The sequence below is a fragment of the Brachybacterium sp. GU-2 genome (assembly GCF_030866705.2).
Taxonomy (GTDB): domain Bacteria; phylum Actinomycetota; class Actinomycetes; order Actinomycetales; family Dermabacteraceae; genus Brachybacterium; species Brachybacterium conglomeratum.
This window is the reverse complement of sequence record NZ_CP133037.2, coordinates 920,179-945,726: the sequence shown is the minus strand read 5'-3', so window position 1 is coordinate 945,726 and position 25,548 is coordinate 920,179. Positions and strand designations below refer to the sequence as shown.

The following is a 25,548-nucleotide window of genomic DNA, read 5'->3' as shown; positions in this document are numbered from 1 at the left end:
GGTGCCGGGGCGGGCACGGGCCGGGTCAGGCGACGACCACGAACTCCCGCCCGATCCACTTGGTGCGCCGCAGGCGCACCACCGCGCTGACCGGGAGCGGCCCCATGATGTGAGGGTAGCCGCGGCCCTTCCCGTCGACGTCGGCCTCGATGTCCACGGCGATGCCGGCCGCCTCGACCCGGCCCACATCGATCTCGAGGATCACGAGGTCCGAGGGGCGGTCGGGGTAGATGCGCTTGGCGACCTTCGAGACCTGCTCGGGCCAGGAGGCGTGGAGGAAGCCCTCCTCGGCGAGGTCCCTGCCGCGGGTCGCGCGGGTGTAGACGCCCTCCGGGACCGCCGCCTCCCAGGCGGCCGACTCGGTGATGTGCCAGATCAGGGGCGAGGGCATGAGCGGCAGTGTACCGTGACCGGCATGGATGAGACCTCCGCCGACCAGGGCGCGGTGCGCCTGGTCCACGACGACGATCGCGACCGCTTCGCCGCCCTCGAGGGCGAGACCGTCGTGGCCGTCCTCGCCTTCGAGGACGAGGACGAGGTGCGCGACCTGCGCTCGACCGTCGTCGCCCCGGACCGCTCGGGGCGCGGGATCGGGACGGCGATCGTCCGCTTCGCCCTCGAGGACACCCGCGCCCGAGGGTTGAAGGTTCGCCCCACCTGCTGGTTCGTCCGCGGCTTCATCGAGCGTCATCCCGAGTACGCGGATCTGCTGGAGGACCCCGGGACGACCCCTTCGACCACCTGACAGGAGTGACGTTGACCTACCGCATCCTCACCGTCTGCACCGGCAACATCTGCCGCTCGCCCCTGGCCGAGTACGCGCTGCGCGAGGCCGTCGAGGCGGAGGGCCTCGCCGGGGAGGTGGAGATCGCCTCCGCCGGCACCACCGGCTGGGAGAGCGGCAACCCGATCGATCCGCGCGCCGGGGCGCTGCTGCGCGAGCACGGGATCGACCCCTCCGCCCACCGGGCCCGACGGATGGATCCCGAGGAGCTGAAGGGCGCGGATCTCGTGCTCGCCCTGGACCACGACCACGTCGACCCGATCCGTTCGGTGCTCGGCGCCGACCGGGCCGCGGAGACGCTGCGCATGGTCCGCGACTTCGCCCCCGAGCCCGTGGAGGACACCGGCATCCGCGATCCCTGGTACGGCGACGAGAGCGACTTCGAGCTCACCTGGGAGCAGATCACCGAGGCCGTCGACGGGATCCTCGACCACGTGCGGGCCGGACTCGAGCAGGGCGCCCAGGACGGGGTCAAGCGGTGACCGCCGCGACCCCGCAGCCCGGCGACCCGTCAGGCGCGGCCCGGGGGGCCGACGGGGGAGCGGGAGCGCCTCGGCGCGCCTCCGGGCCGACGGATGCGCCGCTCGGCGCCCTCGCCACCGCCGCGGCCCTGCGCTCCGGCGAGCTCGATCCCGTCTCCCTCGCCGAGACCGCGCTCGATCGCGCCCGCACCGTCGGCGCCGAGGTCGGGGCCTTCGCCCACGTCCTCGAGGAGCTCACCCTCGCCCAGGCCCGCGAGGCGGGGGAACACCTGGAAGCGGCCCGCACCGACGGCGCCCTCGAGGAGCTCTCCCGCAGCCACCCCCTGCTCGGGGTGCCGATGCCGATCAAGGACCTCACCCAGCTCGCCGGCGCCCCCTTCGAGGCCGGCAGCGCGGCGCTGCGCGGGAACATCGCCACGCGCACCGACGGGGTCGCGCAGCGTCTGCTCGACGGCGGCACCCTCACCGTCGGCAAGACCACGACCCCCGAGTTCGGGATGCCCTGCTACACCGAGCCCGCGACCGGCGCGCCGGCCCGCACCCCTTGGGACCTGCGCCGCACCGCCGGAGGCTCCAGCGGCGGCGCCGCCGCCGCGGTCGCCAGCGGCATCGTGCCGATCGCCCACGGCTCCGACGGCGGAGGCTCGGTGCGGATCCCCGCCGCCTGCTGCGGGATCGCGGGGCTGAAGCCGTCCCGCGGCCTCGTCTCGCCCGGCCCGCACGGCGGCGAGGGGATGGGGCTGGTCACCGACGGGGTCCTCGCCCGTGAGGTACGCGATCTTGCGGCGGGCCTCGACCTGATCGCCGGGCCCCGCCCCGGCGACTTCATGCCGGCCCCCGCCCACGAGGGGAGCTATCTCGCGCGGCTCGAGCAGGGCGCGGCGCCGCAGAGGCTGCGCATCGGCGTGCTGCGCGAGCCGCTGGCCGCGGACACCGAGGTGCACCCGGCCGCGCTCGCCGGCCTCGAGCGGGCCGTGCACCTGCTGGAGGACCTCGGGCACAGCACGCAGGAGATCCCCGCCCCGTTCACCCCGGAGCAGTGGACCGCCTTCATGCCGCTGTGGACCGTCGGCGCGGCGAGCATCCCGCTCGAGCCCGCGCAGGAGGGGCAGCTGCTGGAGCTGACCCGCTGGCTGCGCGAGCAGGGCAGGGCGTACACGGGCGTCGACCTCGCCGCCGCGTTCAGCGGCGTGCAGGCCCTCGCCCGCGGCACCCTTGAGGACTTCGCCTCCTTCGACGTGGTGCTCACTCCGTCCCTCGCGGCCCCGCCCGCGTTCCCGGAGACGCTCCAGCTCAACGACGGCGCCGAGGACTTCGCCGCCCAGTGCGCCTTCACCCCGTGGACCAGCACCTGGAACATGCTCGGCACCGCCGCGCTCTCGGTGCCGCTGCATCGCGAGACGGTGGACGGCGTGGAGCTGCCCTTCGGCGTCCAGCTCGGCGCCACGCGGCCCGGCGACGAGCCGCTCCTGCTCGCCCTCGCCGCCCAGCTCGAGGCGCACGATCCGTGGCCGCTCGTGCGGACGCTGCAGTCCGCATGAGCGACGGGGGAGCGGGTCAGGCCTCCGGGACCGGGGCGTCGTCGGGCCCGACGTCGGTGCGTCTGGACGTGTGGCTGTGGAGCGCCCGGCTGATGCCCACGCGCTCGGCCGCGACGGCCGCCTGCCGTGGCGGCCATGTGCGCCGCAACGGCGAGCCGGTCAAGGCCGCCCAGCGGATCTCCGTCGGCGACGAGCTGCGGGTGCGCTCCCCGGGCCGGGAGAAGATCGTGGTCGTCACGAAGATCCTCCCCAAACGCGTCGGCGCCCCCATCGCACGTGAGGCCTACGAGGACCACAGCCCGGAGCCGGTCCCGCAGCTCGCCGCGGCGCCGCCCCGCCGCGAGCGGGGGACCGGACGGCCCACGAAGCGCGAGCGGCGCCAGTTCGAGCGCCTGCGAGGCCGCGACCAGCACCTCTGGAGCGAGGACGAGCGCTGACCTGTCCTTCACGGCACACGCCCCGCCCCCCGGTGACCGGGGGGCGGGGCCTGTGCGCGAGGGCTGTGCCCTGTTCGTGTCGGCTCTGCTCAGCGGGCGTGGGAGAGCAGCTCCTGGCGGTTGCTGGTCAGACGCTGCAGCAGGTTCCGCTCGATCTGGACGACCTTCGGGTTCGCGCCGTCGGCCAGGAGGCGCTGACGGATCGAGGCGAGGTCCGCGCTCTCGCGGATGAACCTCTTCATCACGGGCTTCGCGCCGATCTGGGCGGCCCAGCGCATGCCCTCGCGGCGCCCCTTTCAGGTCGCGAGCATGTCGACCTCCTCATGGGTCAGCCAGCCCTGGTTCGCGTAGTCGCCCAGGCGCACGCGGGTCAGCCGGGACTCGTCCCAGATCAGCGCGATGATGACCAGCAGGAAGATGAAGGAGACGACCATCTTGGTGCCGTACATCAGGACCGTCATCGCCATCCCGCCGCCGAGGCCCGCGGTGAAGTTCCAGGCGGCGTGCAGCAGCATGCCCGGGATCAGCGCGGGGATGAACACCAGGAAGCCCATGATCGTGCCCCACTTGCGGGTCACGAAGCCCACGATGACGCCGGTGCAGGCGGTGTAGATGGCGTGGCCGAAGATGTTCAGCACGCCGCGCATGATGAACAGGATGAGCACGCCGGCGCCGCCGGCTTCCTCGAGGATCCGGGTGTAGTAGATGATGTTCTCGGTGAAGGCGAAGCCGCCGCCGATCAGGGAGCCGTAGATCAGCCCGTCCAGCGGCCCGTTGAAGTAGCGGCGCGCCAGCAGCATCAGCACGAGCAGGCCCGCGCCCTTGGTCGTCTCCTCCACCAGCGGCGCGCTGATCACCGGGCCTGCGAAGCTCACGGCCGCCTCACTGCCGGTGACCGTGTAGACCAACAGGCTGTTGAGGGTGTTGATCCAGTAGCTGCCGAAGGCGGCGATCGCCGCGCCCCAGAACACCGCGATCAGCAGCAGCGGGAAGGGCTGCGGGTCCCACCTGTCGGCCAGGAACATCACCAGCGCGATCACCAGCAGCGAGATCCCGGCGAGGAATGCGGTCACCGGCCACCACACCGGGCTCGAGCTCGCGGTGAGCACGAACTCGAGGAAGAAGTAGCCCAGCACCAGCAGCAGGGCGAATCCGAGCACGATCGCCGAGATCCACACCAGGATGCTCACCGCGGGAAGCTGCGTGGGGTTCTGCGAGACCTCCTGCACCCGACGGGTCTGGGTGGACCAGGCCGACTGCGGCTGAGCCTGGTCGGGACGCTGGATCTGTGCAGGGGCGAAGCGCGCGGCGGTGAGCCCAGAGGCCGGACGCACCGAGGTGTCGTAGGCCCGGGGATTGCCGTAGTCGATGTACCGCGGCTGCTGCTGGAAGGACGGGGCCCCGGGCGCGGAGTGGGTCGCTCCCGGCCGCGGGCGACCGTTCGGCATGTACTGGCCGCCCTGCGGCGGGTACGGGGACTGGGACATGGAGGCCTCGGTCTCTGGAGGAGGTGCGGGGGTGCGGGCGGGGCCGACGACCCCGTCGGTGTCGGTTCCCCTGGACGGACGGTGCGCGGCTCCGGGACGATGCTACAGGGGAGGTTCGCCGCGCACCGGGGGGCCGGAGCGCCTGTGGACGGACCCGTCGCCCGCACAGCTCGAGATCGACAAGGTTGAGCGGAATAGACTCAACCCTGTCGACGTTGACCCCATCGAGCAGGGATGATCATCCCGAGACCACCGCCCGGAAGGGCTCGCACAGCGGAAGGAGCACCGTGGAGTTCCAGTTCACCACTCGCTCGCAGGAGGCCGTCACCGCGGCAGCGGAGAAGGCCGTCGAGCTCGGCAACCCCCAGATCACCTCGATGCACCTGCTGTGGGCGCTCGCCGGGCAGGTCGACGGGATCGCCCGCGCCGCGCTCGAGGCCGTCGGCGTCGATCCCCTGGACGTGATCCGCCGCGCGGAGCAGGCGATCGACTCCCTGCCCCGCGTCTCCGGCGAGGGCGCGGAGTCCTCGCCCACCTTCGTCGGCACCGGCTACGACGCCCTCGAGGCGGCGCGCCAGGAGGCCGACGCCGCCCACCGCACCTACCTGTCCACCGAGCATCTGCTGATCGGCATCGCACTCGGCAAGGACGCGGCTTCGAGGCTGCTCAGCAGCGTCGGCGCCACCCCACGAGCTCTCCGCGATGCCGTCCGCACACTGACCTCAGGAGATGACCGCATGAATCAGATGGACTCCCAGAACCCCGAGGGCACCTTCCAGAGCCTCGAGAAGTTCGGCATCGACCTCACCGAGCAGGCCCGCGAGGGACGCCTGGACCCGGTGATCGGACGCGACGCCGAGATCCGCCGCGTCGTGCAGGTGCTCAGCCGCCGTACGAAGAACAACCCCGTCCTGATCGGCGAGCCCGGCGTGGGCAAGACCGCCGTGGTCGAGGGTCTCGCCCAGCGCATCGTCGCCGGCGACGTCCCCGACTCCCTGCGCGGCAAGCGCCTGATCTCCCTGGACCTCTCGTCGATGGTCGCCGGCTCCAAGTACCGCGGCGAGTTCGAGGAGCGGATGAAGGCGGTCCTGGACGAGATCCGCACCAGCAACGGCCAGATCATCACCTTCATCGACGAGCTGCACACCGTGGTCGGCGCGGGCGGCTCCGGCGACGGCTCGATGGACGCCGGAAACATGCTCAAGCCCATGCTCGCCCGCGGCGAGCTGCGCATGGTCGGCGCGACCACGCTCGACGAGTACCGCGAGAACATCGAGAAGGACCCCGCGCTCGAGCGCCGATTCCAGCAGGTGCTGGTGGGGGAGCCGAGCGTCGAGGACACCGTGACGATCCTGCGCGGTCTGAAGGACAAGTACGAGGCGCACCACAAGGTCACCATCACCGACTCCGCACTGGTCGCCGCGGCCTCCCTCTCCGACCGGTTCATCGCGGGGCGTCAGCTGCCGGACAAGGCGATCGACCTGGTGGACGAGGCCGCCTCGCGCCAGCGCATGGAGCTGGACTCCTCCCCCGAGGAGCTGGACATCCTGCGGCGCCAGGTGGACCGGCTGAAGATGGAGGAGCTCGCGCTCGCCGGGAGCGACGACCCGGGCTCGCTGGCCCGCCTGGAGTCCGTCCGCTCCCAGCTCGCCGACCGCACCGAGGCGATGCAGGAGCTCTCCGCCCGCTGGGAGCGCGAGAAGGCCGGGCTGAACCTGGTCGGCGATCTCAAGGCGCAGCTCGAGCAGCTGCGGATGCAGGCCGACCGAGCGCAGCGCGAGGGCGACCTCACTGCGGCTTCGAAGATCCTCTACGGCGACATCCCCTCGCTCAAGCAGCAGCTGCGCGAGGCCGAGGAGCAGGAGGGCCGCGCAGAGGGCGAGGACGAGCGGCCGATGGTCGCCGACCATGTCGGCCCCGATGACATCGCCGAGGTGGTCGCCGCCTGGACGGGCATCCCCGCCGGGCGTCTGATGCAGGGGGAGACGGAGAAGCTGCTGCAGATGGAGCAGCTGATCGGCAAGCGGCTGATCGGGCAGGAGCGTGCGGTCTCCGAGGTCTCCGACGCGGTGCGACGGGCCCGGGCCGGGATCTCCGACCCCAACCGCCCCACCGGCTCGTTCCTGTTCCTGGGCCCGACGGGCGTGGGCAAGACCGAGCTGGCCAAGGCGCTGGCCGAGTTCCTCTTCGACGACGAGCGGGCGATGATCCGCATCGACATGTCGGAGTACTCCGAGAAGCACACCGTCGCACGGCTGGTCGGAGCGCCCCCGGGCTATGTCGGCTACGACGAGGGCGGCCAGCTCACCGAGGCGGTGCGGCGACGCCCCTACTCGGTGGTGCTGCTGGACGAGATCGAGAAGGCGCATCCGGACGTGTTCGACGTGCTGCTGCAGGTGCTCGACGACGGCCGGCTCACCGACGGACAGGGCCGGACCGTGGACTTCCGCTCCACGATCCTGATCCTCACCTCGAATCTCGGCGCCCATGCTCTGCAGGATCCGGCGCTGACCGAGCAGGAGAAGCACGACCGTGTGATGCAGGTGGTGCGTGCCTCCTTCAAGCCCGAGTTCCTCAACCGGCTCGACGACATCGTGCTGTTCGACGCGCTCTCCCCCGAGCAGCTCGGCCGCATCGTCACCCTGCAGATCCAGGAGGTCGCGGAGCGTCTGGCCGAACGGCGCATCGAGCTGCAGGTCGACGAGTCGGCCACGCGCTGGCTCGCCGAGGAGGGCTTCGACCCGATGTACGGGGCGCGGCCGCTCAAGCGCCTGGTCCAGAAGGAGATCGGGGACGGCCTCGCTCGTCTCATCCTGCGCGGTCAGGTGCAGGACGGCCAGACGGTCACGGTGACCACTGCGGCCGACGGCGACGGGCTCGTGCTCGGCATTGCGGAGGAGCTGGAGCACCCCGCGGACGAGGCGGACGAGGAGCGACCGTCCGACTGAGCGGGCTTGCAGCCGGCCACGCCGGACAGACCCCGCCGCCCCTCCCTCAGGACTGGGCCGCACGGCTCAGCCCTGAGGGTCCCAGGGCATCGGCGCGTAGCGACGTCGTGCGTCGTACCAGGTCTCCCCGTCGGTGAGGGTCTCGCGGAAGTCCGTGAGGCCCTCGACGTCCTCCCGGACCGTGGCCTCGGCGCTCTCCAGAGCGGCAGCCGCCTCCGGGCTGATCCCCCGGACCGCGTCGGCCCCCTCGCCGAGGAGATCCGCGCCCGTCTCCGCATAGGCCGGGATCGGCGTGATCGTGAGCAGGTCCGCGGAGTTCTCTGCGCTGCGGTACAACCCGCGCTCGCCGGCGCGCGCGGCCGCTGCGAGGTCGCCCTCGCCGACGGCGGCGGTCACCTCGGAACCGGTCTGGAGGACGTTCGCCCAGCTCCGATCGAGGACTCCCGCCAGCTGGCCGGCGGTGGAGCCCTCGCCCAGCACCGGTTCGGTCACGGTGTGGGGAACTCGCGCGACGCGGGCCAGGGCCTCGAAGACGGTGCCGTCGGCCGCCTCGTCGAGGCGATCTTTGAGGTGCCCGAGCTCCTCGTGCAGCCCGAGCGCGGTCTGGATGTGACCGGCGACCGGGACGGAGCCGAGGGCGAGCTCGCGGTCCCCGCGCGCCTCGGCGACGATCCCGGGATCCAGCGCGAACTGCTCACCCTCGGGCAGCGGCCCCGACACTGCGGGCGGCGGAGGGGACGGCATGAAGGGCCCGCCGCTCCACGGACCCCAGCCTCCGGGCGGGGTCGGCAGCGATGGCACCGGGGAAGTCGGGTCTGCCGGAGCCATCGGCCCCCCGATCCACGGACCCCAGCCGCCGGGCGGCGTCGGCAGGCCGCGGAGGCCCGGGGCGGGATCGCGCGGGTCCGCGGGCGCCATCGGGCCGCCGATCCAGCGGCCGGGTTCCTCGAAGATCTCCTTGCCGCCCCTGTCCCCGGGAAGCTCGGCCCGCACCGCGACTCCGGGGTCGAGCTCCGAGGCCCGCTCCTGCTCCCACGCATGGCGTCTCAGCTCCAGCGCCTTCGCGCGCAGGTCGGCGCCGGCGGCGAGGCCGTGCTCGGCCATCGTCGCGGTGCGATGACGGTGGGCGTCGGCGTCCGGACCGGTCCAGTCGACCGACTCGGCGGCCTCGCGCAGCAGCTCGATAAGCTGGATCAGGCGCAGCGCGCCCTCGCGCACCCGCTCGGCCAGATCGTCCAGGGTCTCGGTGTCGCATCCGCAGAAGGTGTCCATGGCGCGAGGCTAGGGATCGCTCGGTCCGTGCCGCCGGGGGCCGGGTCTCGATGTGGACGATGGCCGGATGTGGAGGAACGGTCGCAGGCCCTCGGCCCGAATCCGAGCCCGAATCCGAATCCGAGTCCGAGCCCGACACGACCACGGCCGGACATGCGTCGGCCCCGCCGCTCCAGGGAGCGACGGGGCCGTCGGTCGCCCGGTCTCAGACCACGATGTTCACGATCTTCGGGGCGCGGACGATCACTTTGCGCACCGTCTGCCCCTCGAGCAGCTCCTTGACCCGGTCCTCGGCCATGACGGCGGCCTCGAGGTCCTCGGCGGAGATCTCGGGGTCGACCTCGATCCGGTGACGGACCTTGCCCTTGACCTGGACGACGCAGGTGACCTGATCGGCCTTCAGCAGCTCCGGGTCCGCGACCGGGTACGCCACGCGGGAGACCCCGCCGGAGCGCCCCAGGCGCACCCACAGCTCCTCGGCCAGGTGCGGGGCGAGCGGGGAGACCATCAGCACCAGCGGCTCCACGGCCTCGCGCGGCACGGAGCCGGTCGAGGTGAGCTGCTTGGTGAGGTGGTTGACCAGCTCGATGAGCTTCGCGATGGCAGTGTTGAACTGCATCCGGTCCATGTCGCGGCGCACGCCGTCGATCGTCCGGTGCACCGCCTGCTTCGTGGGCAGGTCGGCCGGCTCGTCGGAGACGGTCAGCTTCCCGGTCTCCTCGTCGATCACGAGGCGCCACAGGCGCTGCAGGAAGCGCTGCGAGCCGACCACGGCGCGGGTCTCCCACGGGCGGGAGAGGTCCAGCGGCCCCATCGACATCTCGTACACGCGCAGGGTGTCCGCGCCGTACTCCTCGTACATGTCGTCGGGCGCGACCGCGTTCTTCAGCGACTTGCCCATCTTCCCGTACTCCTGGGTGACCGGCTCGCCCTGGTAGGTGAAGGTGCCGTCGGCCTCCGCGACGACCTCCTCGGCCGGCACGTGCACGCCGCGGGAGTCGGTAAAGGCGTAGGCCTGGATGTAGCCCTGGTTGAACAGGCGGTGGAAGGGCTCCTGGCTGGTCACGTCGCCGCGGTCGAAGAGCACCTTGTGCCAGAACCGCGCGTACAGCAGGTGCAGCACCGCGTGCTCCACGCCGCCGACATAGAGGTCCACGCCGCCGACGCCGCCCTCCTCACGGGCGCCCAGCCAGTACTTCTCGTTCTCGGGCCGCACCAGGACCTCGTCCTCGGTGGGGTCGATGTAGCGCAGGTGGTACCAGGACGAGCCCGCCCACTGCGGCATCGTGTTGGTCTCGCGCAGGTAGGTCTTCGGCCCCTCGCCGAGGTCCAGCTCCACCTCGACCCAGTCCTCAGCGCGGGAGAGCGGGGTCTGCGGCTCGGTATCGGCGTCCATCGGGTCGAAGGTCTTCGGGGAGAAGTCCGCGACCTCCGGCAGGTCCACCGGCAGCATCGACTCCGGCAGCGCGATCGGGGTTTCGGGATCCGCGGGGTCGTAGACGATCGGGAAGGGCTCGCCCCAGTAGCGCTGGCGGGAGAACAGCCAGTCCCGCAGACGGTAGGTGGTGCGGGCCCGGCCGAAGCCCTTCTCCTCGGCGTAGGCGGTGGCGCGCGCCTTCGCCTCCTCCTTGTCCAGGCCGTTCAGATCCAGGTCCGCGGAGGCGGAGTTGATCTTCTCGCCCTCGCCGGTCCAGGCACCGCCGGTGAAGTCCTCCGGCGGGCGGACGGTGCGGATCACGGGCAGCTCGAAGCGGTCCGCGAACGCGAAGTCGCGCTCGTCCTCGGCGGGCACGGCCATGATCGCGCCGGTGCCGTACCCCATCAGCACGTAGTCAGCGGTGAACACGGGCAGCTCGCGGCCGTCCATCGGGTTGGTCGCGAACAGCCCGGTGAACACGCCGGTCTTCTCGCGGCCCTCCTCGGTGCGCTCGTCCTCGTCCAGCGAGGCGGCGCGCGCCTGGTAGGCGGCGACGGCCTCGCGGGGGCTCGCGGCGCCGCCGGTCCAGGCCTCGTGCGTGCCCTCGGGCCACGCCTCCGGCAGGGCGGAGACGTCCGTCAGCAGGGAGTGCTCGGGGGAGAGGACGCAGAAGGTCGCACCGAACAGGGTGTCGGCGCGCGTGGTGAACACGTCGAAGCCGGCACCCTCGCGGCCCGCGAGGCCCGTGACGGGGAAGCTGATCTGGGCGCCGTGGCTGCGGCCGATCCAGTTGCGCTGCATGGAGCGGATCGACTCGGGCCAATCCACCCGGTCCAGGTCGTCGATCAGGCGGTCGCCGTAGGCGGTGATGCGCATGTTCCACTGGCGCAGGCGCCGGGTGAAGACGGGGAAGTTGCCGCGCTCGGAGCGGCCCTCGGCAGTGACCTCCTCGTTGGCCAGCACCGTGCCGAGTCCGGGGCACCAGTTCACGGGGGTCTCGGAGATGTAGGCCAGGCGGAAGCCGTCGGCGAGCTGCGCGATCTCCGCGTCGGAGGCGCCGGGGACGTCGGCGGCGCTGCGGCCCTGCCAGGAGGCGGGGATCTCCAGACCCTGGCGGCCCGCGAGGGCGAAGGGATCGATCGTGCCGGCGCGCAGCTCCTCGCGCAGCTCGGCGATCGGCCGGGCGCGCCCGGTGACGCCGTCGGCGTTCGGGGCGTCCGGGTCGTACCAGGAGTCGAAGATGCGCAGGAAGATCCACTGCGTCCACTTCACGAACTCGGGGTCCGTGGTCGCCAGCGAGCGGCGTGCGTCATGGGACAGGCCCAGTCGGTGCAGCTGGCGGCGCATGTTCGCGACGTTCGCCTCGGTGGTGGTGCGCGGATGGGTGCCGGTCTGGACGGCGTACTGCTCGGCGGGCAGGCCGAAGGCGTCGTAGCCCATCGTGTACAGCACGTTCTTGCCGAGCATGCGCTGGTGGCGCGCGACGACGTCGGTCGCGATGTAGCCCAGCGGGTGGCCGACGTGCAGCCCCGACCCCGAGGGGTAGGGAAACATGTCCATGATGTACATCTTCTCGGACGAGGAGGTGGCGGCAGCGGTGGCCTCCTCGAGCGAGGGGGCGGTGCCGCGCAGCTCGCCGACGGGGTTGTCGGCGTGGAAGGTCCCCTCCTCGTCCCAGCGCTGCTGCCAGCGCAGCTCGATCTCGTCCGCCATCGCGGCCGTGTACCGGTGGGGTGCCTCGCTCATGGGTGGATCGTCCTCCGAAGGATCAGTGCGGCCGTGGCCGCCAGGCAGTGGGTCAGGAAGTGGCGTGATGGTCACGTGACATGAAAAAACCCTCGCGCAGGCGAGGGGAGCCGCGTCGGTGCCTCGTCGTGGCCGGGCGCTCGCTCAGGAGCGCGACACGGTCGCGGGCCTTGTCCGACGCGGCTGCATAAGCAGCAGCCGTTCCGTCACCGGGCCATCCTAGCGCGCCCGTTGCGGAGGGCCCCGCCCGGTCAGACCTCGAGCACCGCGGAGATGAGCAGCAGCACGAGCACGGTGCCGATCGTGGTGATGAGCACCGTGTCGCGGGCGAGATTCTCCGAGGCGCGGTAGCGGGCGGCGGCGACGTACACGTTCTGCGCGGTGGGCAGCGCCGCCATGACGACGACCTCGTACAGATGGGCGCCCCGCATCCCCAGCAGCAGCCCGATCCCGAGCGCGACCAGCGGCATGGCGAGGAGCTTCGCACCGGAGGCGACGGCGATCAGCCCGCGATATCCGTCGTCCTTCGCGAGCGGGCGCGAGCCGTGCAGGGACAGCCCGTAGGCCAGCAGCATCGCCGGGATCGCCATGTCGGCCAGGGACTGGACCGGTTCGAGCACCACCCCCGGGACCTTCACCCCGAGCAGTACGAGCACCAGCCCGATGGCCGAGGCGATGATGACGGGGTTCGCGACGATGCTGCGCAGCACCCCGGCCGCGCCCTGGGCGTCCTTCTCCGTGACCCGGTGCAGGACGAAGAGGTAGAGAGGCGTGTAGACCGCCTGCTGGAAGAGGATCACCGGCAGGGCGTGGGAGATGTCCCCGAGCACGTAGGCGGCGATCGGGAAGCCCATGTTCGCGCCGTTGACGACTGAGCCGCTGATCGCGGTGACCACCAGATCCGCGCCGCGCCGCTTCGTGAACAGGGCCACCCCGGCGATGAGCAGCGCGCCGGTGCCGAGCCCGGACAGCCCGGCCACCAGCATCGGCAGGGAGAACACGGAGCGCACATCGGAGCCGAGCAGCCCCACCAGGACCAGCGCGGGGGAGGCGACGAAGAAGGTGGTGCGGTTCAGGACGTAGCGGCCGTGGGCGCCGAGCACGCCGGTGCGTCCCACCACCCAGCCCACGCCGATCATGGACCAGACGATGAAGAAGCCCGCGAGGACGCCGCTCACAGGGGAGGACGGGGCGAGGAGGAGGTCACCGCACCGATCCTATAGGGAGGGGCGGAAAGGGGCTTCCTGCGTTCGCGGGTCGGACGCCGGCCGGTGGGAGGGGCGCGGGCCCGTGCCCCGCCTCCGGGACCCTGCGGCCGGACGTCGCGGAGACGAGGGGTCAGCGGATGCCGTGGGAGGTGCGGCCGTCGATCTGATCGGGCATGCCGGGGACCGGCTGCGCGCCGTCCTCGCCGATCGCGACGATGCGGTTGTCCTCGTCGACGTGGACCACGCGCGGGTGGTGTGAGGCGATCTCGGCCGCGTCCAGCTGTCCGTAGGCCATGATGATCACGAGGTCGCCGGGGGAGACCAGGTGCGCCGCCGCGCCGTTGATGCCGATCACGCCGCTGCCGCGCTCGCCCTCGATCACGTAGGTGGTCAGGCGGTGGCCGTTGGCGATGTCCACGATCGTGACCTGCTCGTGCTCGACGAGACCCGCGGCCTCGGTGAGGACGGGGTCGATCGTCACCGAGCCCACGTAGTGCAGGTCCGCCTGCGTGACCGTGGCCCGGTGGATCTTCGAGGTCATGAGAGTGCGCAACATCGCTCGCATTATCCCATGAGTGCGAGATGCTGGATGATGGGAGTGCACGTCGTCGTCAGGAGGATCACCATGCCCAAGGCTCGCCGCCGCTCCGCCCATCTCTCGGAGCGGTTCGAGGACATGGCGCTGCCCGACGAGCTGCTCGGCGTCCTCGCCTCGCAGGGGCTCGAGCGCGCCTTCGAGATCCAGTCCGCGATCCTCCCCGACGCCCTCGCGGGCCGTGACGTGCTCGCCCGCGCGGAGACAGGCTCCGGCAAGACCCTCGCCTTCACCCTCGCGATGACCTCGCGCTTCCGCGGCCGCAAGGTGCATCGCCGTCGGCCGCTCGGCGTGGTGCTCGTGCCCACCCGCGAGCTCGCGGTGCAGGTCGTCGACACGATCCACCCCTTCGCCCGCGCGGTCGGGATCTCCGCCCAGCTGGTCTCCGGCGGCATGAACATCGAGAAGCAGGCCGAAGCGGTCGCCCGCGGCGTCGGCATCGTGGTGGCGACCCCGGGACGCCTGATCGACCTCGCCGAGCGCGGCGCGCTGCAGCTGGACCTGGTGGAGTCGACCGTGATCGACGAGGCCGACCACATGTCCGACCTCGGGTTCCTGCCCGATGTGCGCGACATCCTCGCCGCCGTCCCGATGGGCACTCAGAAGATGCTCTTCTCCGCGACGCTCGACGGACAGGTCGAGGACATCGTCGACACCTTCCTCGTCGACCCGATCAGCCACGAGACCACCCCGGTCACCGCGGCGGTGAAGACCATGGACCACACCGTCCTGGCGATCGCCCCGGCCGCGAAGCGCGCCGTGACCGCCCAGCTCGGCGCCCGCGAGGGACGTACCCTGATGTTCACCCGCACGCAGCTCGGCGCGGAGCGCGTCGCCCAGGAGCTCGTCGAGGTGGGGATCGGCGCCGCGGCCCTGCACGGCAACAAGCAGCAGGGGCTGCGCACGAACGTGCTCGCAGGCTTCCGCCAGGGCGCCTTCCCGGTGCTGGTCGCGACCGACGTCGCCGCCCGCGGCCTCCACATCGACGACGTGACGATGGTGGTGCACGTGGACCCCTCGGACGACGTCAAGGAGTACGTCCACCGCTCCGGCCGCACCGCTCGCGCCGGCGCCGCCGGCAGCGTGGTCACCCTCGCCCTGCCCCATCAGACCCGGCAGGCCCGTCGGATCCTGGGCGAGGCGGAGGTCGAGCCGCGCTGGGCGGAGGACGTCGAGGACGCCGAGCACCCCGTGCTCGAGGAGCTGGGCGGCCGCACCCCGGCCGGGGAGCCCGTCGAGGACCCCGCCCGCGTGAAGTACAAGGGCGCGCCCCGCAAGCTCGACCTCTCCCGCTCCCGCGGCGCCGACGAGCGCAAGGCCGAGGCGCGACGCACGAACGAGGAGCGCCGCGCCTCCTGGGAGGAGGAGCCGCAGGAGCGCCGCGGGGGACCGCGGCGCGGCGGCGCTCCCGGCCGGGGCAAGAGCGCGGGCGCCGGACGAGGCGGTGCGAAGGGGGCTCGCGGCGGCGGGCGCGGTGCGGGCAAGGGCTCCGCGGCCGGAAAGGGCTCCGGCGGCAAGGGCTCCGGCGGCACCGGCCGCGGCGGCAGGGACTCCGGCGGCACGGGGCGCGGCCAGGACTCCGGCCAGGGCCGGGGCACCGGACGCGCGGGTGGCCGCGGCCGCTCCGGCGCGCCGAGCCGCGGCCCGCGACGGCACGGGGGACGATGATCGTCGTGCCGTGACGCGTCGGGGGGAGCACCCCCGGTCACGGCGCGCAGTGCCCGCCCGCACGCGCGGCGGGCACGATCGACACGACGAGGACGTCGAGGAGGACTGCGGTGAGCATCAGCACGTTCGACATGTTCAAGATCGGCATCGGCCCGTCGAGCTCCCACACGGTGGGACCCATGCGGGCGGCGGCGCAGTTCGCGCACGAGGTGCTCTCGGACCCGGAGACGGGTCCCCAGGTCGCCGAGGTGGAGGTCCACCTGTACGGCTCGCTCGCCGCGACCGGCGAGGGGCACGGCACCCTCTCCGCGATCGTGATGGGCCTGGAGGGCTCGGATCCGGAGACCGTGGACCCGGTCGCGGGCAGGGCGCGCGTCGAGCGGATCGAGGCCGAGGGCGGGCTGCTGCTCGACGGCCGGCACGAGGTGTCGCTGCGACCCTCCTCGATCGTGCTGCACCCGCTGACCTTCCTGCCCCAGCACTCCAACGGGATGACCTTCATCGCCCAGGACGCGGGCGGCGCCGAGCTCGTGCGCCGACCGATGTTCTCCGTCGGCGGAGGCTTCGTCGTCGACGAAGCGGACATGGACCGCTCGATCGCGGAGGTCGCCGCGGAGGACGAGGGCCGCACCATCTTCACCACCGGGGCCGAGCTGCTGCGGGTGTGCGAGGACCGGGGGATCTCGATCTCCGACGCGATGCTGCTGCGCGAGAGGCAGTGGCGGGACGACGAGGAGATCCGCGAGGGCCTGCTGAGGATCTGGCGCACCATGGACGACTGCATCCAGCGCGGCATCCGCACCCCGGGCACCCTCCCCGGCGGGCTCGAGGTCAAGCGCCGCGCCGCCTCCTGGTACGACTCGCTCTCCGCCGAGGACCCCGCGCGCCTGCCCATGAACTCCTTCGAATGGGTCTCCCTCGCCGCGCTCGCCGTGAACGAGGAGAACGCCGCCGGCGGCCGCGTCGTCACCGCGCCGACCAACGGGGCCGCCGGGATCATCCCGGCCGTGCTCTTCTTCGCGACCAACTACATCGAGGGCGTGGACCCCGACGAGATCGCGGTGCGCTTCCTGCTGACCGCCGGGGCGATCGGCTCGCTCTACAAGGAGCACGCCTCGATCTCCGGCGCCGAGGTGGGCTGCCAGGGCGAAGTGGGCTCGGCCTGCTCGATGGCGGCCGCGGCGCTGTGCGAGGTGATGGGCGGCAAGCCCGCCCAGGTCGAGAACGCCGCCGAGATCGCGATGGAGCACAACCTGGGCCTGACCTGCGACCCCGTCGGCGGTCTGGTGCAGGTGCCCTGCATCGAGCGCAATGCGATGGCGGCGGTCAAGGCGATCACCGCGGCGCGCTTCGCGCTGCGCGGCACCGGCGAGCACTTCGTCTCCCTCGACACCGTCATCGAGACGATGCGGCTGACGGGCAAGGACATGTCCGAGCGGTACAAGGAGACCGCCATGGGCGGGCTCGCGGTCACCGCGGTGCCGGTCAGCGTCCCGGACTGCTGAGCGGACCGTCCATCGGACCACCGAGGCCCCAGGGTCCCGAGGGACCCTCTCCCGACGGAGCGGACCCCTCGCCGTCGGGTCCCGACGGCGCCGCGCTCGCCGCGCCCGGCGGCAGGAACCGCACCTCGCGGGGCACCGCCGCGGCGCCCAGCCGGTCCCGCACCAGGCTCCGGAGCTCCCCGGCGCTCGGCGGCACCGCGTCGGTCGCGACCGGGGCGAGGACCACCTCGGCGAGGGTCCGCACGCCGAAGCGTGCATCGGGCACCACCTGCAGCCGCGCCGAGGCGACGCCGGGAGCGGAGCGCAGCACGCGCACCGTCGCGGCGGGGTCGTGGAGCATCCCGCCGGAGGAGACCGAGCCGTCCGCCCGGCCCAGCACACGCACCCTCCCATCGGCCGTGATCTCCCCGCGATCGGTGACCAGCTCCCGACCGCCCGTGAACGGGGTGCGGGCGCACAGCAGCCCGTCGAGTTCCCGCAGGTGCACGCCGTGCAGAGGGCGACCGTCCACGCACAGCGAGCCGGTCTCGGTGGTGCCGTAGACGTCGTGGACCCGGGCCCGGAAGTGGCGCGCGAGGTCCGCGCGCAGCACGGGGGAGAGCACGTCGGAGCCCGCGACGACGCGGTCGATCGCGAGCGGACGCCCGCCGCCGAGCTCCCGGTCCGCGCGCAGCAGGTCCGCGAGGTGCACCGGCACCCCGGTGAGCAGCGCGGGCGAGGTGCGGTGCAGCAGGGCGATGCGCTCCGCGGCGGGCAGATGCGTGAGGTCAACGAGCGGGGCGCCGAGGGTGAGGGCGCCCAGCGTCGCGACCAGTCCGTGGCCGTGCACCCCCGGCGCGGCGCAGGCCGTGACCCGGCCCGGCCGCAGCCCGATCCGACGGGCGAGGTCCGCCAGGGAGAGCAGCTGCGCGGGGGAGAGGGGGCCGCGTCGCTGCGGCCGGGGAGCACCGGTGGAGCCGCTCGAGCGCAGCTCCAGCACGTCGGGGCCGGCGAGCACCGCGGCGAGCACCTGGCGCAGCGGGGCCTCGGCCGGAAGGGCCGGGAGGCCGGCGCGGTCCGCCGTGGCGGTTCCGCTGCGCTGCAGACGCACGAGGTCCAGCAGCTCCCCTCCGGTGAGCGGGCCGTGATAATCCATGAGCACCACGGCGCGGGGCCTCGCCCCGAGCCGCGCGCGCAGCGCGGCGCCGACGTCCAGGGCGGGCAGGGCCAGGGGAGCGCGGGGGCGGGAAGCGCGGGCCCGGGCCGCCCTCCCGCTGCCCCGGAGCCCGGCCGGCGTCCGGTGCCTCATCGCCGTCGCTCCTGGTCGGCGCGGCCCTGCCCGCCGGAGCCCCGGCCCTGTGCCTCGCGGCCGCACGGCGCGGAGCCGCGGGCGGCGAGCCTCCGTGCGACCTCCGCCCCGGCGCCCGCACCACGGGCCGCGAGGGCGGGTGCGGCCTGCGAGAGCACCGCGGCGAGCCGTGCCCAGGGCGGGGAGACCAGCGCCGGGGCGCGGTCCAGCCCCCGCAGCACCCGGGCGGCGGCCTGCGCGGGCGCGAGCGCTCAACGGGGCCGGTCGCCGTAGGTCGGGGCGGCCATCGCGGTCGCCACCAGCGGCAGCTCGACCACGGTGATCCGCACCCCGGCCTGCTCCGCCTCGGGCCGGATCGCCCGCAGCCAGGCGTCCAGCCCCGCCTTCGAGGCGCCGTAGGCGGCCCAGCCCGGGGTCGGGATCCGGGCGGAGGCGCTGGTGGCCACGAGGAGGAGTCCCCCGCCGGCGCGGCTCATCGGCGCGAGCAGGGCCAGCAGCAGCGCGGCCGGGCCGAGCATGTTCGTGCCCGTGAGACGGACGAGGTCGTGCGGGCGCCCGATCGTGTCGGCGAGGGAGCGGCGCAGCGAGTGGCCCGCGAGGGAGACGACCGCGGAGGGCGCCCCGTGCAGCGCGAGCACCTCCGCGGCGAGCTCCGCGACCGCCTCCTGGTCCCGCAGATCGCAGGGGTGCACCGTGGCGGTGCCGCCCGCCGCGCGCACCCGCTCGGCCAGCGCCTCGAGCCTGCCCCGATCCCGGGCCGTGAGCGCGAGGTCCTCGCCGCGCGCGGCCAGCTCCAGGCACAGCGCGGTGCCGACGCCGCCGCTCGCCCCGGTCACCAGGATCATCGTCTTCCTGCCGTGCCGCTCACCAGGAGCCGCGGTGGTAGGCGCCGGGGTAGAGCGCGGGATCGCGCACCCCCAGCTCGTGCGCGGCGCGCTGGGGCCAGCCCGGCTCGCGCAGGGCCGCCCGACCCACGGCCACGAAGTCGGCGTCCCCGCGCTCGAGCACCTCCTGGGCGCCGTGCGGATCGGTGATCAGGCCGACGGCCGCGACCGGCATCGAGACGGCATCGCGCAGCGTCCGGGCGAAGCCGACCTGGTACTCGGGGCCCACCGCGATGTCCGCGATGACGGCACCGCCGGTGGAGACGTGCAGGGCGTCGACGCCGACCTCCTCGAGCTCGCGGGCGAGCTCGACGGACTGGGTGATGTCCCAGCCCCCGTCGATCCAGTCGGTTGCGCTGATGCGCACGATCAGCGGGCGGTCGGCCGGCCAGGCCTCGCGCACCGCCGCGGCGATCTCCCGGGCCAGGCGGCGCCGTCCCGGCCCGTCGCCCCCGTACTCGTCGGTGCGCGTGTTCACCAGCGGCGAGAGGAACTCGTGGACGAGATAGCCGTGGGCGAAGTGGAGCTCGACCGCGTCGAAGCCCGCCTCCTCGGCCCGGCCGGTCGCGGCGACGAAGTCGGCGACCACCCCGGCGATCTCCTCCTTCCCCAGCGCATCCGGCGCATCCAGTCCCGGGAAGGGCTCCGGGGTGGGGCCCACGGTGCGCCAGCCCGCGGCGAACTCCGGCACCGTGCCGCGCCGCGCGCGGTAGCGGGGCAGGGCCGGCCAGGTGGAGGCCTTGCGGCCGGCATGGGCGAGCTGCACGGCGATGCGGGCGCCCTGGCCCTCGCAGAAGGAGGTGATCCGCCGCCACGCGTCGGTCTGCTCGCGGTTCCACAGCCCGGTGTCCTGGGGGCTGATGCGTCCCTCGGGGGAGATCGCCGTCGCCTCCGTGACGATCATCCCGAAGCCGCCCGCGGCCCGCGCGCCGAGGTGCACCAGGTGCCAGTCGGTGGGCACCCCGTCCCGCTCCTCGACCATGTACTGGCACATCGGGGCGAGCCAGATGCGGTTGCGCAGCTCGAGACGACGCAGCTGTGCCGGGGCGAGCAGGGCGGGGGTGACGGCGGGGTCGGGGGCCATGATCCCCCACGGTAGTCGGCCCGGCCCGGAGGTCGTCGATCCGCCCATGACCGTCGTGAGCGTGACGTGCATCTCCTGCGATACGGTGTTCGCGTCCATCCGCCCCGGTCGCCCCGGGGCCCGTGAAGCAGGAGTGTTCATGACTGACGAGGCCGGCACCGGGATCGAGAACCTCTCCCAGGAGACCCGCACCTTCTCTCCACCCACCGATTTCGTGCAGGACGCGGTCGCCCGCCCCTCGCTCTACGAGGAGGCCGAGCGGGACCGCCTCGCGTTCTGGCGCTCGCGCGCGAGCCTGCTGAGCTGGGAGACGCCCTTCACCGAGACGCTGGACTGGTCGAACCCGCCCTTCGCGCGCTGGTTCGCCGACGGCACCCTCAACGTCGCCTACAACTGCGTGGACCGCCACGTCGAGTCCGGCCACGGAGACCAGGTCGCGCTGCTGGCCGAGTACGAGGACGGCTCCGACGCCACGTTCACCTATGCGGACGCCAAGGACGAGATCTCCCGCATGGCGAACGTGCTCGTGGACCTCGGCGTGAGGACCGGCGACCGCGTCGCGATCTATCTGCCGATGATCCCCGAGGCCGTCTTCGCGATGCTCGCCTGCGCGCGCCTCGGCGCGCCCCACTCGGTCGTCTTCGGCGGCTTCAGCGCCGACGCGCTGCGCTCCCGGATCGAGGACGCCGAGGCGCGCGTGGTGATCACCGCCGACGGGCAGAACCGTCGCGGCAAGCAGCTGCCGCTCAAGCCCGCGGTCGACGAGGCGCTCGCCGGCGGCGCGGAGTCCGTCGAGAAGGTCCTCGTGGTGCGCCGCACCGGCGGGGACGTGGAGTGGACCGAGGGCCGTGACGTGTGGTGGCACGAGGCGAGGGAGACCGCCTCGACCGAGCACGCGCCGGTGCCGGTGGAGGCCGAGCACCCGCTGTTCATCCTCTACACCTCCGGCACCACCGGGAAGCCCAAGGGCATCGTCCACACCACCGGCGGGTATCTCACACAGGCCGCGTACACCCACCGCAACGTCTTCGACCTCAAGCCGAGGTCCGACGTGTACTGGTGCACCGCCGATGTCGGCTGGATCACCGGGCACACCTACGTCGTCTACGGCCCGATGGCCAACCGTGCCACGCAGGTGATCTACGAGGGCACCCCGGACACCCCGCACCAGGGCCGCTGGTGGGAGATCGTCGAGAAGCACGGGGTCACCCTGTTCTACTCCTCGCCCACCGCGATCCGCACCGCCATGAAGTGGGGCGAGGACATCCCCGCGAAGCACGACCTCTCCTCCCTGCGCCTGCTCGGCAGCGTCGGCGAGGCGATCAATCCCGAGGCATGGATGTGGTACCGCCGCGTCATCGGCGGGGACCGCTGCCCGATCGTGGACACCTGGTGGCAGACCGAGACCGGCGGCATCATGATCTCGCCGCTGCCCGGCATCACCGCCACCAAGCCCGGCTCCGCGCAGGTGCCGCTGCCGGGGATCGGCGCGGACGTCGTGGACGAGAGCGGGACGTCGGTCGCGAACGGCGAGGGCGGCTATCTCGTGCTCGACAAGCCCTGGCCCGGCATGCTCCGCGGCATCTGGGGCGACCCCGAGCGGTTCAAGGAGACCTACTGGTCCCGTTTCGAGGGCCTCTACTTCGCCGGCGACGGCGCCAAGCGTGACGAGGACGGCGACATCTGGCTGCTGGGCCGCGTGGACGACGTCATGAACGTCTCCGGCCACCGCCTCTCGACCATGGAGATCGAGTCCGCGCTGGTCGGGCACGACTGGGTCGCCGAGGCCGCTGTGGTCGGCGCGAACGACGAGACCACGGGCCAGGCGCCCGTCGCCTTCGTGATCCTGCGCGGCGGCAGCGCGGAGGAGATCGCGGCCGCCGGCGGCGAGGAGAAGGTCCCGGAGCTGCTGCGGGCCCATGTGGCCAAGGAGATCGGCCCGATCGCGAAGCCGAAGCGGGTGCTGGTGGTCACCGAGCTGCCCAAGACCCGCTCGGGCAAGATCATGCGCCGCCTGCTGCGCGACGTCGCCGAGAACCGTCAGGTGGGGGACACCCAGACCCTCGCCGACGCCTCGGTGATGGACCTGATCCAGCAGGGGATGTCCGGGAAGTCCTGAGGGACGCCGGGCCCGGGGACGTTCAGCGGGTGAGCGTGACGTCCCCGGTCTCGGTGACGGCGGTCAGCGTGCCCGCGGACTCCGCCTCGGAGCCGCGGAGCGCGGGGTCCACGGTGACCTCGCCCAGCGAGCTGCGCGTCTCGACCTGCCACGTCGAGGTGCCCCCGACCGCGATCCGCACGTCGCCGAGCTCGGTCACGGCCCCGACCGCCCCGCTCGCCTCCGCGGGGAGCTGCAGGGAGATGTCCCCGAGGGTCGAGGAGAGGTCCACGGCCGTGGGACCGGGGGCGGCGAGGTCGGCCTCGATCCCCCCGACCTCGGTCGAGACGGTGACGTCCTGCGCGATGCTCGTGGTGCCCAGGTGCACGTCGCCCACGTCGGAGCGCACCGCGAGGGAGCCGAAGTCGCCCTCGGCGACCACGTCCCCCACATCGGTGCGGAGGTCGAGGTCCAGCTCGTGCCCGACCGGGACCAGCACGAGCACGTCACGCGTGTCGTCGAGGCCGGGCCAGGTGGAGTAGCTCTCGGGCTGGCTCACGGCGATGGCTGCAGCGGAGCCCGTGCCGCCGCGCTCGAGACGGGCGCGGACCTGCTCCCCGGCCGGCGACGGGACCGTGGTGCCCGGGGTGACGAGCGAGAGCGTCACCTCGTCGACCTCCTCGGAGGGCTGCACCCGCACATCGCCGAGGGTGCTGGTCAGCTGCAGCGAGGAGGGGGTCCCGAGACCCGCGGTCGCAGGGACATCCTGGTAGGCGCGGCCGTTCCACCAGGTGAAGGCCGTCGACGCGGCCAGGAACAGGATCACCACCAGCATCACGGCGCCGCCGGCGAGGACGACGCCCCGCCGCCAGGGGAGGTCGCGCTCGCGGGAGGGCGTGAGCCGGCGCGGCGGGTCGTACCGACGCTCCGAGGGCATGGCGCGCCCCGCCCCCGGGGCGCCGTCGCCCACCACGGCGGCGTCCACCTCCCGCAGCGCGCCGCCGTCCGACGCGGCATCGCCGCGCGCGGCGGGCCCGCGGTCCACGGTGCTCACGTCCGGTCCTCCGACTCCAGATAGCGCAGCACCGCCATGACCCGTCGGTTCTCGCCGTCCACGGGCGGCAGGTCCAGCTTCGTGAGCAGGGAGGAGATGTGCTTCTCGACGCTTCCGGCGGAGACGAACAGCGCATCGGCGATCGCCTGGTTCGAGCGTCCCTGCGCCATCAGGGAGAGCACCTCGCGCTCCCGCGGGGTGAGCGCCTCGAGGGTGCGGCGTCGCCGGGAGCGGACGAAGATCTGCTGGACCACCTCAGGATCCAGCCAGGTCCCGCCCTCGCCGACGTCGGTGACCACGCCGAGGAACTCCTCGACGTCCGCGACCCGGTCCTTGAGCACGTAGCCGAGGCCGTGCGAGGAGTCGGCGATGAGATCGGAGGCGTAGCGCTCCTCGACGTACTGGGAGAGCACCAGCAGCGCCACCTCGGGATCCTGCTGCCGGATCAGCACCGCGGCCCGCACGCCCTCGTCGGTGAACGTCGGCGGCATCCGCACGTCGATCACCGCGAGGTCGGGTCGGTGGTGGGAGACGGCGGCGAGCAGGGCCGCCGCATCGCCCACCGCGGCGACCACCTCGTGGCCGGCGTCGGTCAGGAGCCTCTCGAGCCCGGCGCGCAGCAGCACGGCGTCGTCGGCGATCACGATCCTCATCGGGGGACCTCCAGGGTCTGGTCTCGGGGCCCGGTCCCGTCGGCCGGGCGCGGGAAGGGGACGGCGGTCAGGTCGGCGGACGGGGCCGGTCGCAGGGGAGCGGCGCCGGAGGCCGGCGCGCCGGTGGGCAGGACGGCCTCGAGCACGGTGCCGCCGCCGGCGGGGCTGCTGATCCCGAGCACGCCGCCGGTCGCGCGGACCCGGTCGGTGAGCCCGGCGAGGCCGGTGGAGAGCCCGTCGCGGCGCACCCGCGCCCCGCCGCGCCCGTCGTCCTCGATCCGCACCCGCAGCGCGTGCGGGTCCTGGCGCACGCTCACGGAGACCTGCTCGGCCTCCGCGTGCTTGGCGATGTTGGTCAGCGCCTCGGCGACCACGAAGTAGGCCACGCCCTCCCGCTCCCGGTCCAGCCCGGCGTGCGCCGGCCCCAGCAGGGAGACGTCGAGGTCGACGGGGATGCGGGAGCGGGCGGCGAGGGCGGAGAGCGCCGCATCCAGGCCCCGGTCGGTGAGCACCGCCGGGTGGATCCCGCGGGCGAGCTGGCGCAGGTCGGTCATCACGGCCTTCGCCTCCGCATGCGCCTCGCCGACGAGCCGCTCGGCCCGGTCCGGGTCGGTGCGGATCGCGGTGCGGGCGAGGCCCAGGGTCATGGCGAGGTTCACCAGGCGCGGCTGCACCCCGTCGTGGAGATCCCGCTCGATGCGCAGCCGCTCCTGGGCGGCGGCGTCGACCGCGCCCTGACGCCGTTCTGCGAGGTCCGCCACCTGCTCGCGCAGCTCCTCCTCGGAGCCGGAGATCAGTCCGCGGGCGAGACCGCGGTCGGCGAGCGCGCCGAGGGCGAGCAGCACCGCGCAGAGCGCCAGGGCCGCGGTGCCGAGCACGGCGAGGGCCCAGCGGGACAGCTCCAGGCTCGCTATCCGGACGGGGCCGTGCAGCAGCGCGAGCTCCCAGCCTGACCAGCCCAGCCACAGCATCGCGAGGGAGATGAGCAGGAACGCCCCGGCCACGATCATCGCGAGGTGGTGGTGGAGGACCCCGCGCCAGAACCCGCCGGTGCCGAGCTCGAACCAGCGGTCCTGGAGCCAGCCGGCCGCACCGCGACGCAGCGAGCGGCGCCGAGCGGGGATGTTCACCCCGATGCCGTGCACCGCGACCGCGCGGCGCCGCTCGATCCGCACCGCGACCTGCATCAGCAGCAGCCAGGGGACCAGCAGCAGCAGCCCGCTGCCCAGCGCGGGCAGGGCGCTCAGCCCCGTCACGAGCATGACGATGCTCGCCACGCACCAGGTGAGGCTCAGCACCCCGCCGACGACCACCGAGGCCAGCGCGGCGGGGGAGATCCGGGACCGGGCGGGCGCCCCGGTCCTCTCGCTCGTCTCGTCCATGGCTCGACCCTAGAG

General features: G+C 73.2%; 22 protein-coding genes. 8 read left to right on the top strand and 14 right to left on the bottom strand.

The window, feature by feature from the left end; genetic code table 11:
• Positions 1 to 25 precede the first annotated feature (25 nt).
• Entirely contained in the window at positions 26 to 391 is a 366-nt protein-coding gene (locus RBL05_RS04410) for a DUF952 domain-containing protein (protein WP_010551005.1), read from the bottom strand.
• Positions 392 to 415: 24 nt separating this feature from the next.
• Between RBL05_RS04410 and RBL05_RS04405 the strand changes: the two genes are divergently transcribed.
• Genes RBL05_RS04405 through RBL05_RS04390 form a run of 4 tightly spaced genes read left to right on the top strand, consistent with a single transcriptional unit; the run spans position 416 to position 3,244 of the window.
• Positions 416 to 745 (top strand): GNAT family N-acetyltransferase, encoded by a 330-nt coding sequence (locus tag RBL05_RS04405; protein WP_308740514.1) that lies wholly within the window; start codon positions 416 to 418, stop codon positions 743 to 745.
• Positions 746 to 756: 11 nt separating this feature from the next.
• The gene (locus tag RBL05_RS04400; RefSeq protein ID WP_308740515.1) at positions 757 to 1,266 is read left to right on the top strand and encodes a low molecular weight protein-tyrosine-phosphatase; all 510 of its coding nucleotides are present in this window, start codon (positions 757 to 759) and stop codon (positions 1,264 to 1,266) included.
• Complete coding sequence (locus RBL05_RS04395) at positions 1,263 to 2,807, top strand: amidase (RefSeq protein ID WP_308740516.1); 1,545 nt, start codon at positions 1,263 to 1,265, stop codon at positions 2,805 to 2,807. The genes RBL05_RS04400 and RBL05_RS04395 overlap by 4 nt, the downstream gene beginning before the upstream one ends.
• Positions 2,804 to 3,244 (top strand): RNA-binding S4 domain-containing protein, encoded by a 441-nt coding sequence (locus tag RBL05_RS04390; RefSeq protein WP_308740517.1) that lies wholly within the window; start codon positions 2,804 to 2,806, stop codon positions 3,242 to 3,244. Before RBL05_RS04395 ends, RBL05_RS04390 begins: the two co-directional genes overlap by 4 nt.
• 89 nt (positions 3,245 to 3,333) lie before the next feature.
• Here RBL05_RS04390 and RBL05_RS04385 read toward each other — a convergent pair whose 3' ends face one another.
• Together RBL05_RS04385 and RBL05_RS04380 are read right to left on the bottom strand one after the other, a co-directional pair.
• Positions 3,334 to 3,522, bottom strand: a complete 189-nt coding sequence (locus tag RBL05_RS04385; protein WP_308740518.1) for a hypothetical protein — start codon at positions 3,520 to 3,522, stop codon at positions 3,334 to 3,336.
• 18 nt (positions 3,523 to 3,540) lie between these two features.
• A complete protein-coding gene (locus RBL05_RS04380) occupies positions 3,541 to 4,731 on the bottom strand; it encodes a PrsW family intramembrane metalloprotease (RefSeq protein WP_308740519.1) in 1,191 nt (396 codons plus the stop codon).
• A gap of 287 nt (positions 4,732 to 5,018) precedes the next feature.
• Between RBL05_RS04380 and clpB the strand changes: the two genes are divergently transcribed.
• The gene (gene clpB / locus RBL05_RS04375) at positions 5,019 to 7,679 is read left to right on the top strand and encodes an ATP-dependent chaperone ClpB (protein WP_308740520.1); all 2,661 of its coding nucleotides are present in this window, start codon (positions 5,019 to 5,021) and stop codon (positions 7,677 to 7,679) included.
• Between the two features lie 66 nt (positions 7,680 to 7,745).
• Here clpB and RBL05_RS04370 read toward each other — a convergent pair whose 3' ends face one another.
• The 4 genes from RBL05_RS04370 to panD form a co-directional block, all read right to left on the bottom strand.
• Entirely contained in the window at positions 7,746 to 8,951 is a 1,206-nt protein-coding gene (locus tag RBL05_RS04370) for a hypothetical protein (protein WP_308740521.1), read from the bottom strand.
• A gap of 205 nt (positions 8,952 to 9,156) precedes the next feature.
• Positions 9,157 to 12,114 (bottom strand): leucine--tRNA ligase, encoded by a 2,958-nt coding sequence (gene leuS / locus RBL05_RS04365; protein WP_318604122.1) that lies wholly within the window; start codon positions 12,112 to 12,114, stop codon positions 9,157 to 9,159.
• Between the two features lie 251 nt (positions 12,115 to 12,365).
• Positions 12,366 to 13,292 (bottom strand): AEC family transporter, encoded by a 927-nt coding sequence (locus tag RBL05_RS04360; RefSeq protein ID WP_318604121.1) that lies wholly within the window; start codon positions 13,290 to 13,292, stop codon positions 12,366 to 12,368.
• 160 nt (positions 13,293 to 13,452) lie between these two features.
• A complete protein-coding gene (gene panD / locus RBL05_RS04355) occupies positions 13,453 to 13,878 on the bottom strand; it encodes an aspartate 1-decarboxylase (RefSeq protein WP_308740524.1) in 426 nt (141 codons plus the stop codon).
• 69 nt (positions 13,879 to 13,947) lie between these two features.
• Between panD and RBL05_RS04350 the strand changes: the two genes are divergently transcribed.
• On the top strand, positions 13,948 to 15,585 hold the full coding sequence (locus RBL05_RS04350; protein WP_308740525.1) for a DEAD/DEAH box helicase: 1,638 nt from the start codon (positions 13,948 to 13,950) through the stop codon (positions 15,583 to 15,585).
• A 110-nt stretch (positions 15,586 to 15,695) separates the two neighbouring features.
• A complete protein-coding gene (locus RBL05_RS04345; RefSeq protein WP_318604120.1) occupies positions 15,696 to 17,090 on the top strand; it encodes an L-serine ammonia-lyase in 1,395 nt (464 codons plus the stop codon).
• Here RBL05_RS04345 and RBL05_RS04340 read toward each other — a convergent pair.
• From RBL05_RS04340 to RBL05_RS04325, 4 genes are read right to left on the bottom strand one after another with little or no spacing between them, the layout of a single operon-like run.
• Positions 17,071 to 18,378, bottom strand: a complete 1,308-nt coding sequence (locus tag RBL05_RS04340) for an AMP-binding protein (RefSeq protein ID WP_318604119.1) — start codon at positions 18,376 to 18,378, stop codon at positions 17,071 to 17,073. The genes RBL05_RS04345 and RBL05_RS04340 overlap by 20 nt on opposite strands.
• Complete coding sequence (locus RBL05_RS04335) at positions 18,375 to 18,599, bottom strand: hypothetical protein (RefSeq protein ID WP_308740527.1); 225 nt, start codon at positions 18,597 to 18,599, stop codon at positions 18,375 to 18,377. The genes RBL05_RS04340 and RBL05_RS04335 overlap by 4 nt, the downstream gene beginning before the upstream one ends.
• A 30-nt stretch (positions 18,600 to 18,629) precedes the next feature.
• Positions 18,630 to 19,223 (bottom strand): SDR family NAD(P)-dependent oxidoreductase, encoded by a 594-nt coding sequence (locus RBL05_RS04330; protein WP_308740528.1) that lies wholly within the window; start codon positions 19,221 to 19,223, stop codon positions 18,630 to 18,632.
• 19 nt (positions 19,224 to 19,242) lie between these two features.
• Entirely contained in the window at positions 19,243 to 20,346 is a 1,104-nt protein-coding gene (locus RBL05_RS04325; RefSeq protein ID WP_308740529.1) for an NADH:flavin oxidoreductase/NADH oxidase, read from the bottom strand.
• A gap of 139 nt (positions 20,347 to 20,485) precedes the next feature.
• On the opposite strand from RBL05_RS04325, the gene acs reads away from it, so the two are divergent.
• Entirely contained in the window at positions 20,486 to 22,465 is a 1,980-nt protein-coding gene (acs, locus tag RBL05_RS04320) for an acetate--CoA ligase (RefSeq protein ID WP_318604118.1), read from the top strand.
• A gap of 22 nt (positions 22,466 to 22,487) precedes the next feature.
• Here the strand turns inward: acs and RBL05_RS04315 are convergent, their stop codons facing one another.
• The 3 genes from RBL05_RS04315 to RBL05_RS04305 are packed head-to-tail and all read right to left on the bottom strand — an operon-like array spanning position 22,488 to position 25,533.
• Positions 22,488 to 23,498 carry a DUF4097 family beta strand repeat-containing protein gene (locus tag RBL05_RS04315; protein WP_308740530.1) on the bottom strand — a complete coding sequence of 337 codons (1,011 nt, stop codon included), beginning with the start codon at positions 23,496 to 23,498 and terminating at the stop codon, positions 22,488 to 22,490.
• Positions 23,495 to 24,151: a response regulator transcription factor gene (locus RBL05_RS04310; protein WP_263311317.1), complete on the bottom strand. Its 657-nt coding sequence runs from the start codon at positions 24,149 to 24,151 to the stop codon at positions 23,495 to 23,497. The genes RBL05_RS04315 and RBL05_RS04310 overlap by 4 nt, the downstream gene beginning before the upstream one ends.
• Positions 24,148 to 25,533 carry a sensor histidine kinase gene (locus RBL05_RS04305; RefSeq protein WP_318604117.1) on the bottom strand — a complete coding sequence of 462 codons (1,386 nt, stop codon included), beginning with the start codon at positions 25,531 to 25,533 and terminating at the stop codon, positions 24,148 to 24,150. The genes RBL05_RS04310 and RBL05_RS04305 overlap by 4 nt, the downstream gene beginning before the upstream one ends.
• Between the last annotated feature and the right edge of the window lie 15 nt (positions 25,534 to 25,548).

What these genes read in the sequence shown, in the direction of transcription:
- RBL05_RS04410 (WP_010551005.1), bottom strand. Translation starts at nt 391, where the DNA reads ATGCCCTCGCCCCTGATCTGGCACATCACCGAGTCGGCCGCCTGGGAG.
- RBL05_RS04405 (WP_308740514.1), top strand. Translation starts at nt 416, where the DNA reads ATGGATGAGACCTCCGCCGACCAGGGCGCGGTGCGCCTGGTCCACGAC.
- RBL05_RS04390 (WP_308740517.1), top strand. Translation starts at nt 2,804, where the DNA reads ATGAGCGACGGGGGAGCGGGTCAGGCCTCCGGGACCGGGGCGTCGTCG.
- RBL05_RS04385 (WP_308740518.1), bottom strand. Translation starts at nt 3,522, where the DNA reads ATGCGCTGGGCCGCCCAGATCGGCGCGAAGCCCGTGATGAAGAGGTTC.
- RBL05_RS04380 (WP_308740519.1), bottom strand. Translation starts at nt 4,731, where the DNA reads ATGTCCCAGTCCCCGTACCCGCCGCAGGGCGGCCAGTACATGCCGAAC.
- RBL05_RS04370 (WP_308740521.1), bottom strand. Translation starts at nt 8,951, where the DNA reads ATGGACACCTTCTGCGGATGCGACACCGAGACCCTGGACGATCTGGCC.
- leuS (WP_318604122.1), bottom strand. Translation starts at nt 12,114, where the DNA reads ATGAGCGAGGCACCCCACCGGTACACGGCCGCGATGGCGGACGAGATC.
- panD (WP_308740524.1), bottom strand. Translation starts at nt 13,878, where the DNA reads ATGTTGCGCACTCTCATGACCTCGAAGATCCACCGGGCCACGGTCACG.
- RBL05_RS04350 (WP_308740525.1), top strand. Translation starts at nt 13,948, where the DNA reads ATGCCCAAGGCTCGCCGCCGCTCCGCCCATCTCTCGGAGCGGTTCGAG.
- RBL05_RS04340 (WP_318604119.1), bottom strand. Translation starts at nt 18,378, where the DNA reads ATGAGGCACCGGACGCCGGCCGGGCTCCGGGGCAGCGGGAGGGCGGCC.
- RBL05_RS04330 (WP_308740528.1), bottom strand. Translation starts at nt 19,223, where the DNA reads ATGATCCTGGTGACCGGGGCGAGCGGCGGCGTCGGCACCGCGCTGTGC.
- RBL05_RS04325 (WP_308740529.1), bottom strand. Translation starts at nt 20,346, where the DNA reads ATGGCCCCCGACCCCGCCGTCACCCCCGCCCTGCTCGCCCCGGCACAG.
- acs (WP_318604118.1), top strand. Translation starts at nt 20,486, where the DNA reads ATGACTGACGAGGCCGGCACCGGGATCGAGAACCTCTCCCAGGAGACC.
- RBL05_RS04310 (WP_263311317.1), bottom strand. Translation starts at nt 24,151, where the DNA reads ATGAGGATCGTGATCGCCGACGACGCCGTGCTGCTGCGCGCCGGGCTC.
- RBL05_RS04305 (WP_318604117.1), bottom strand. Translation starts at nt 25,533, where the DNA reads ATGGACGAGACGAGCGAGAGGACCGGGGCGCCCGCCCGGTCCCGGATC.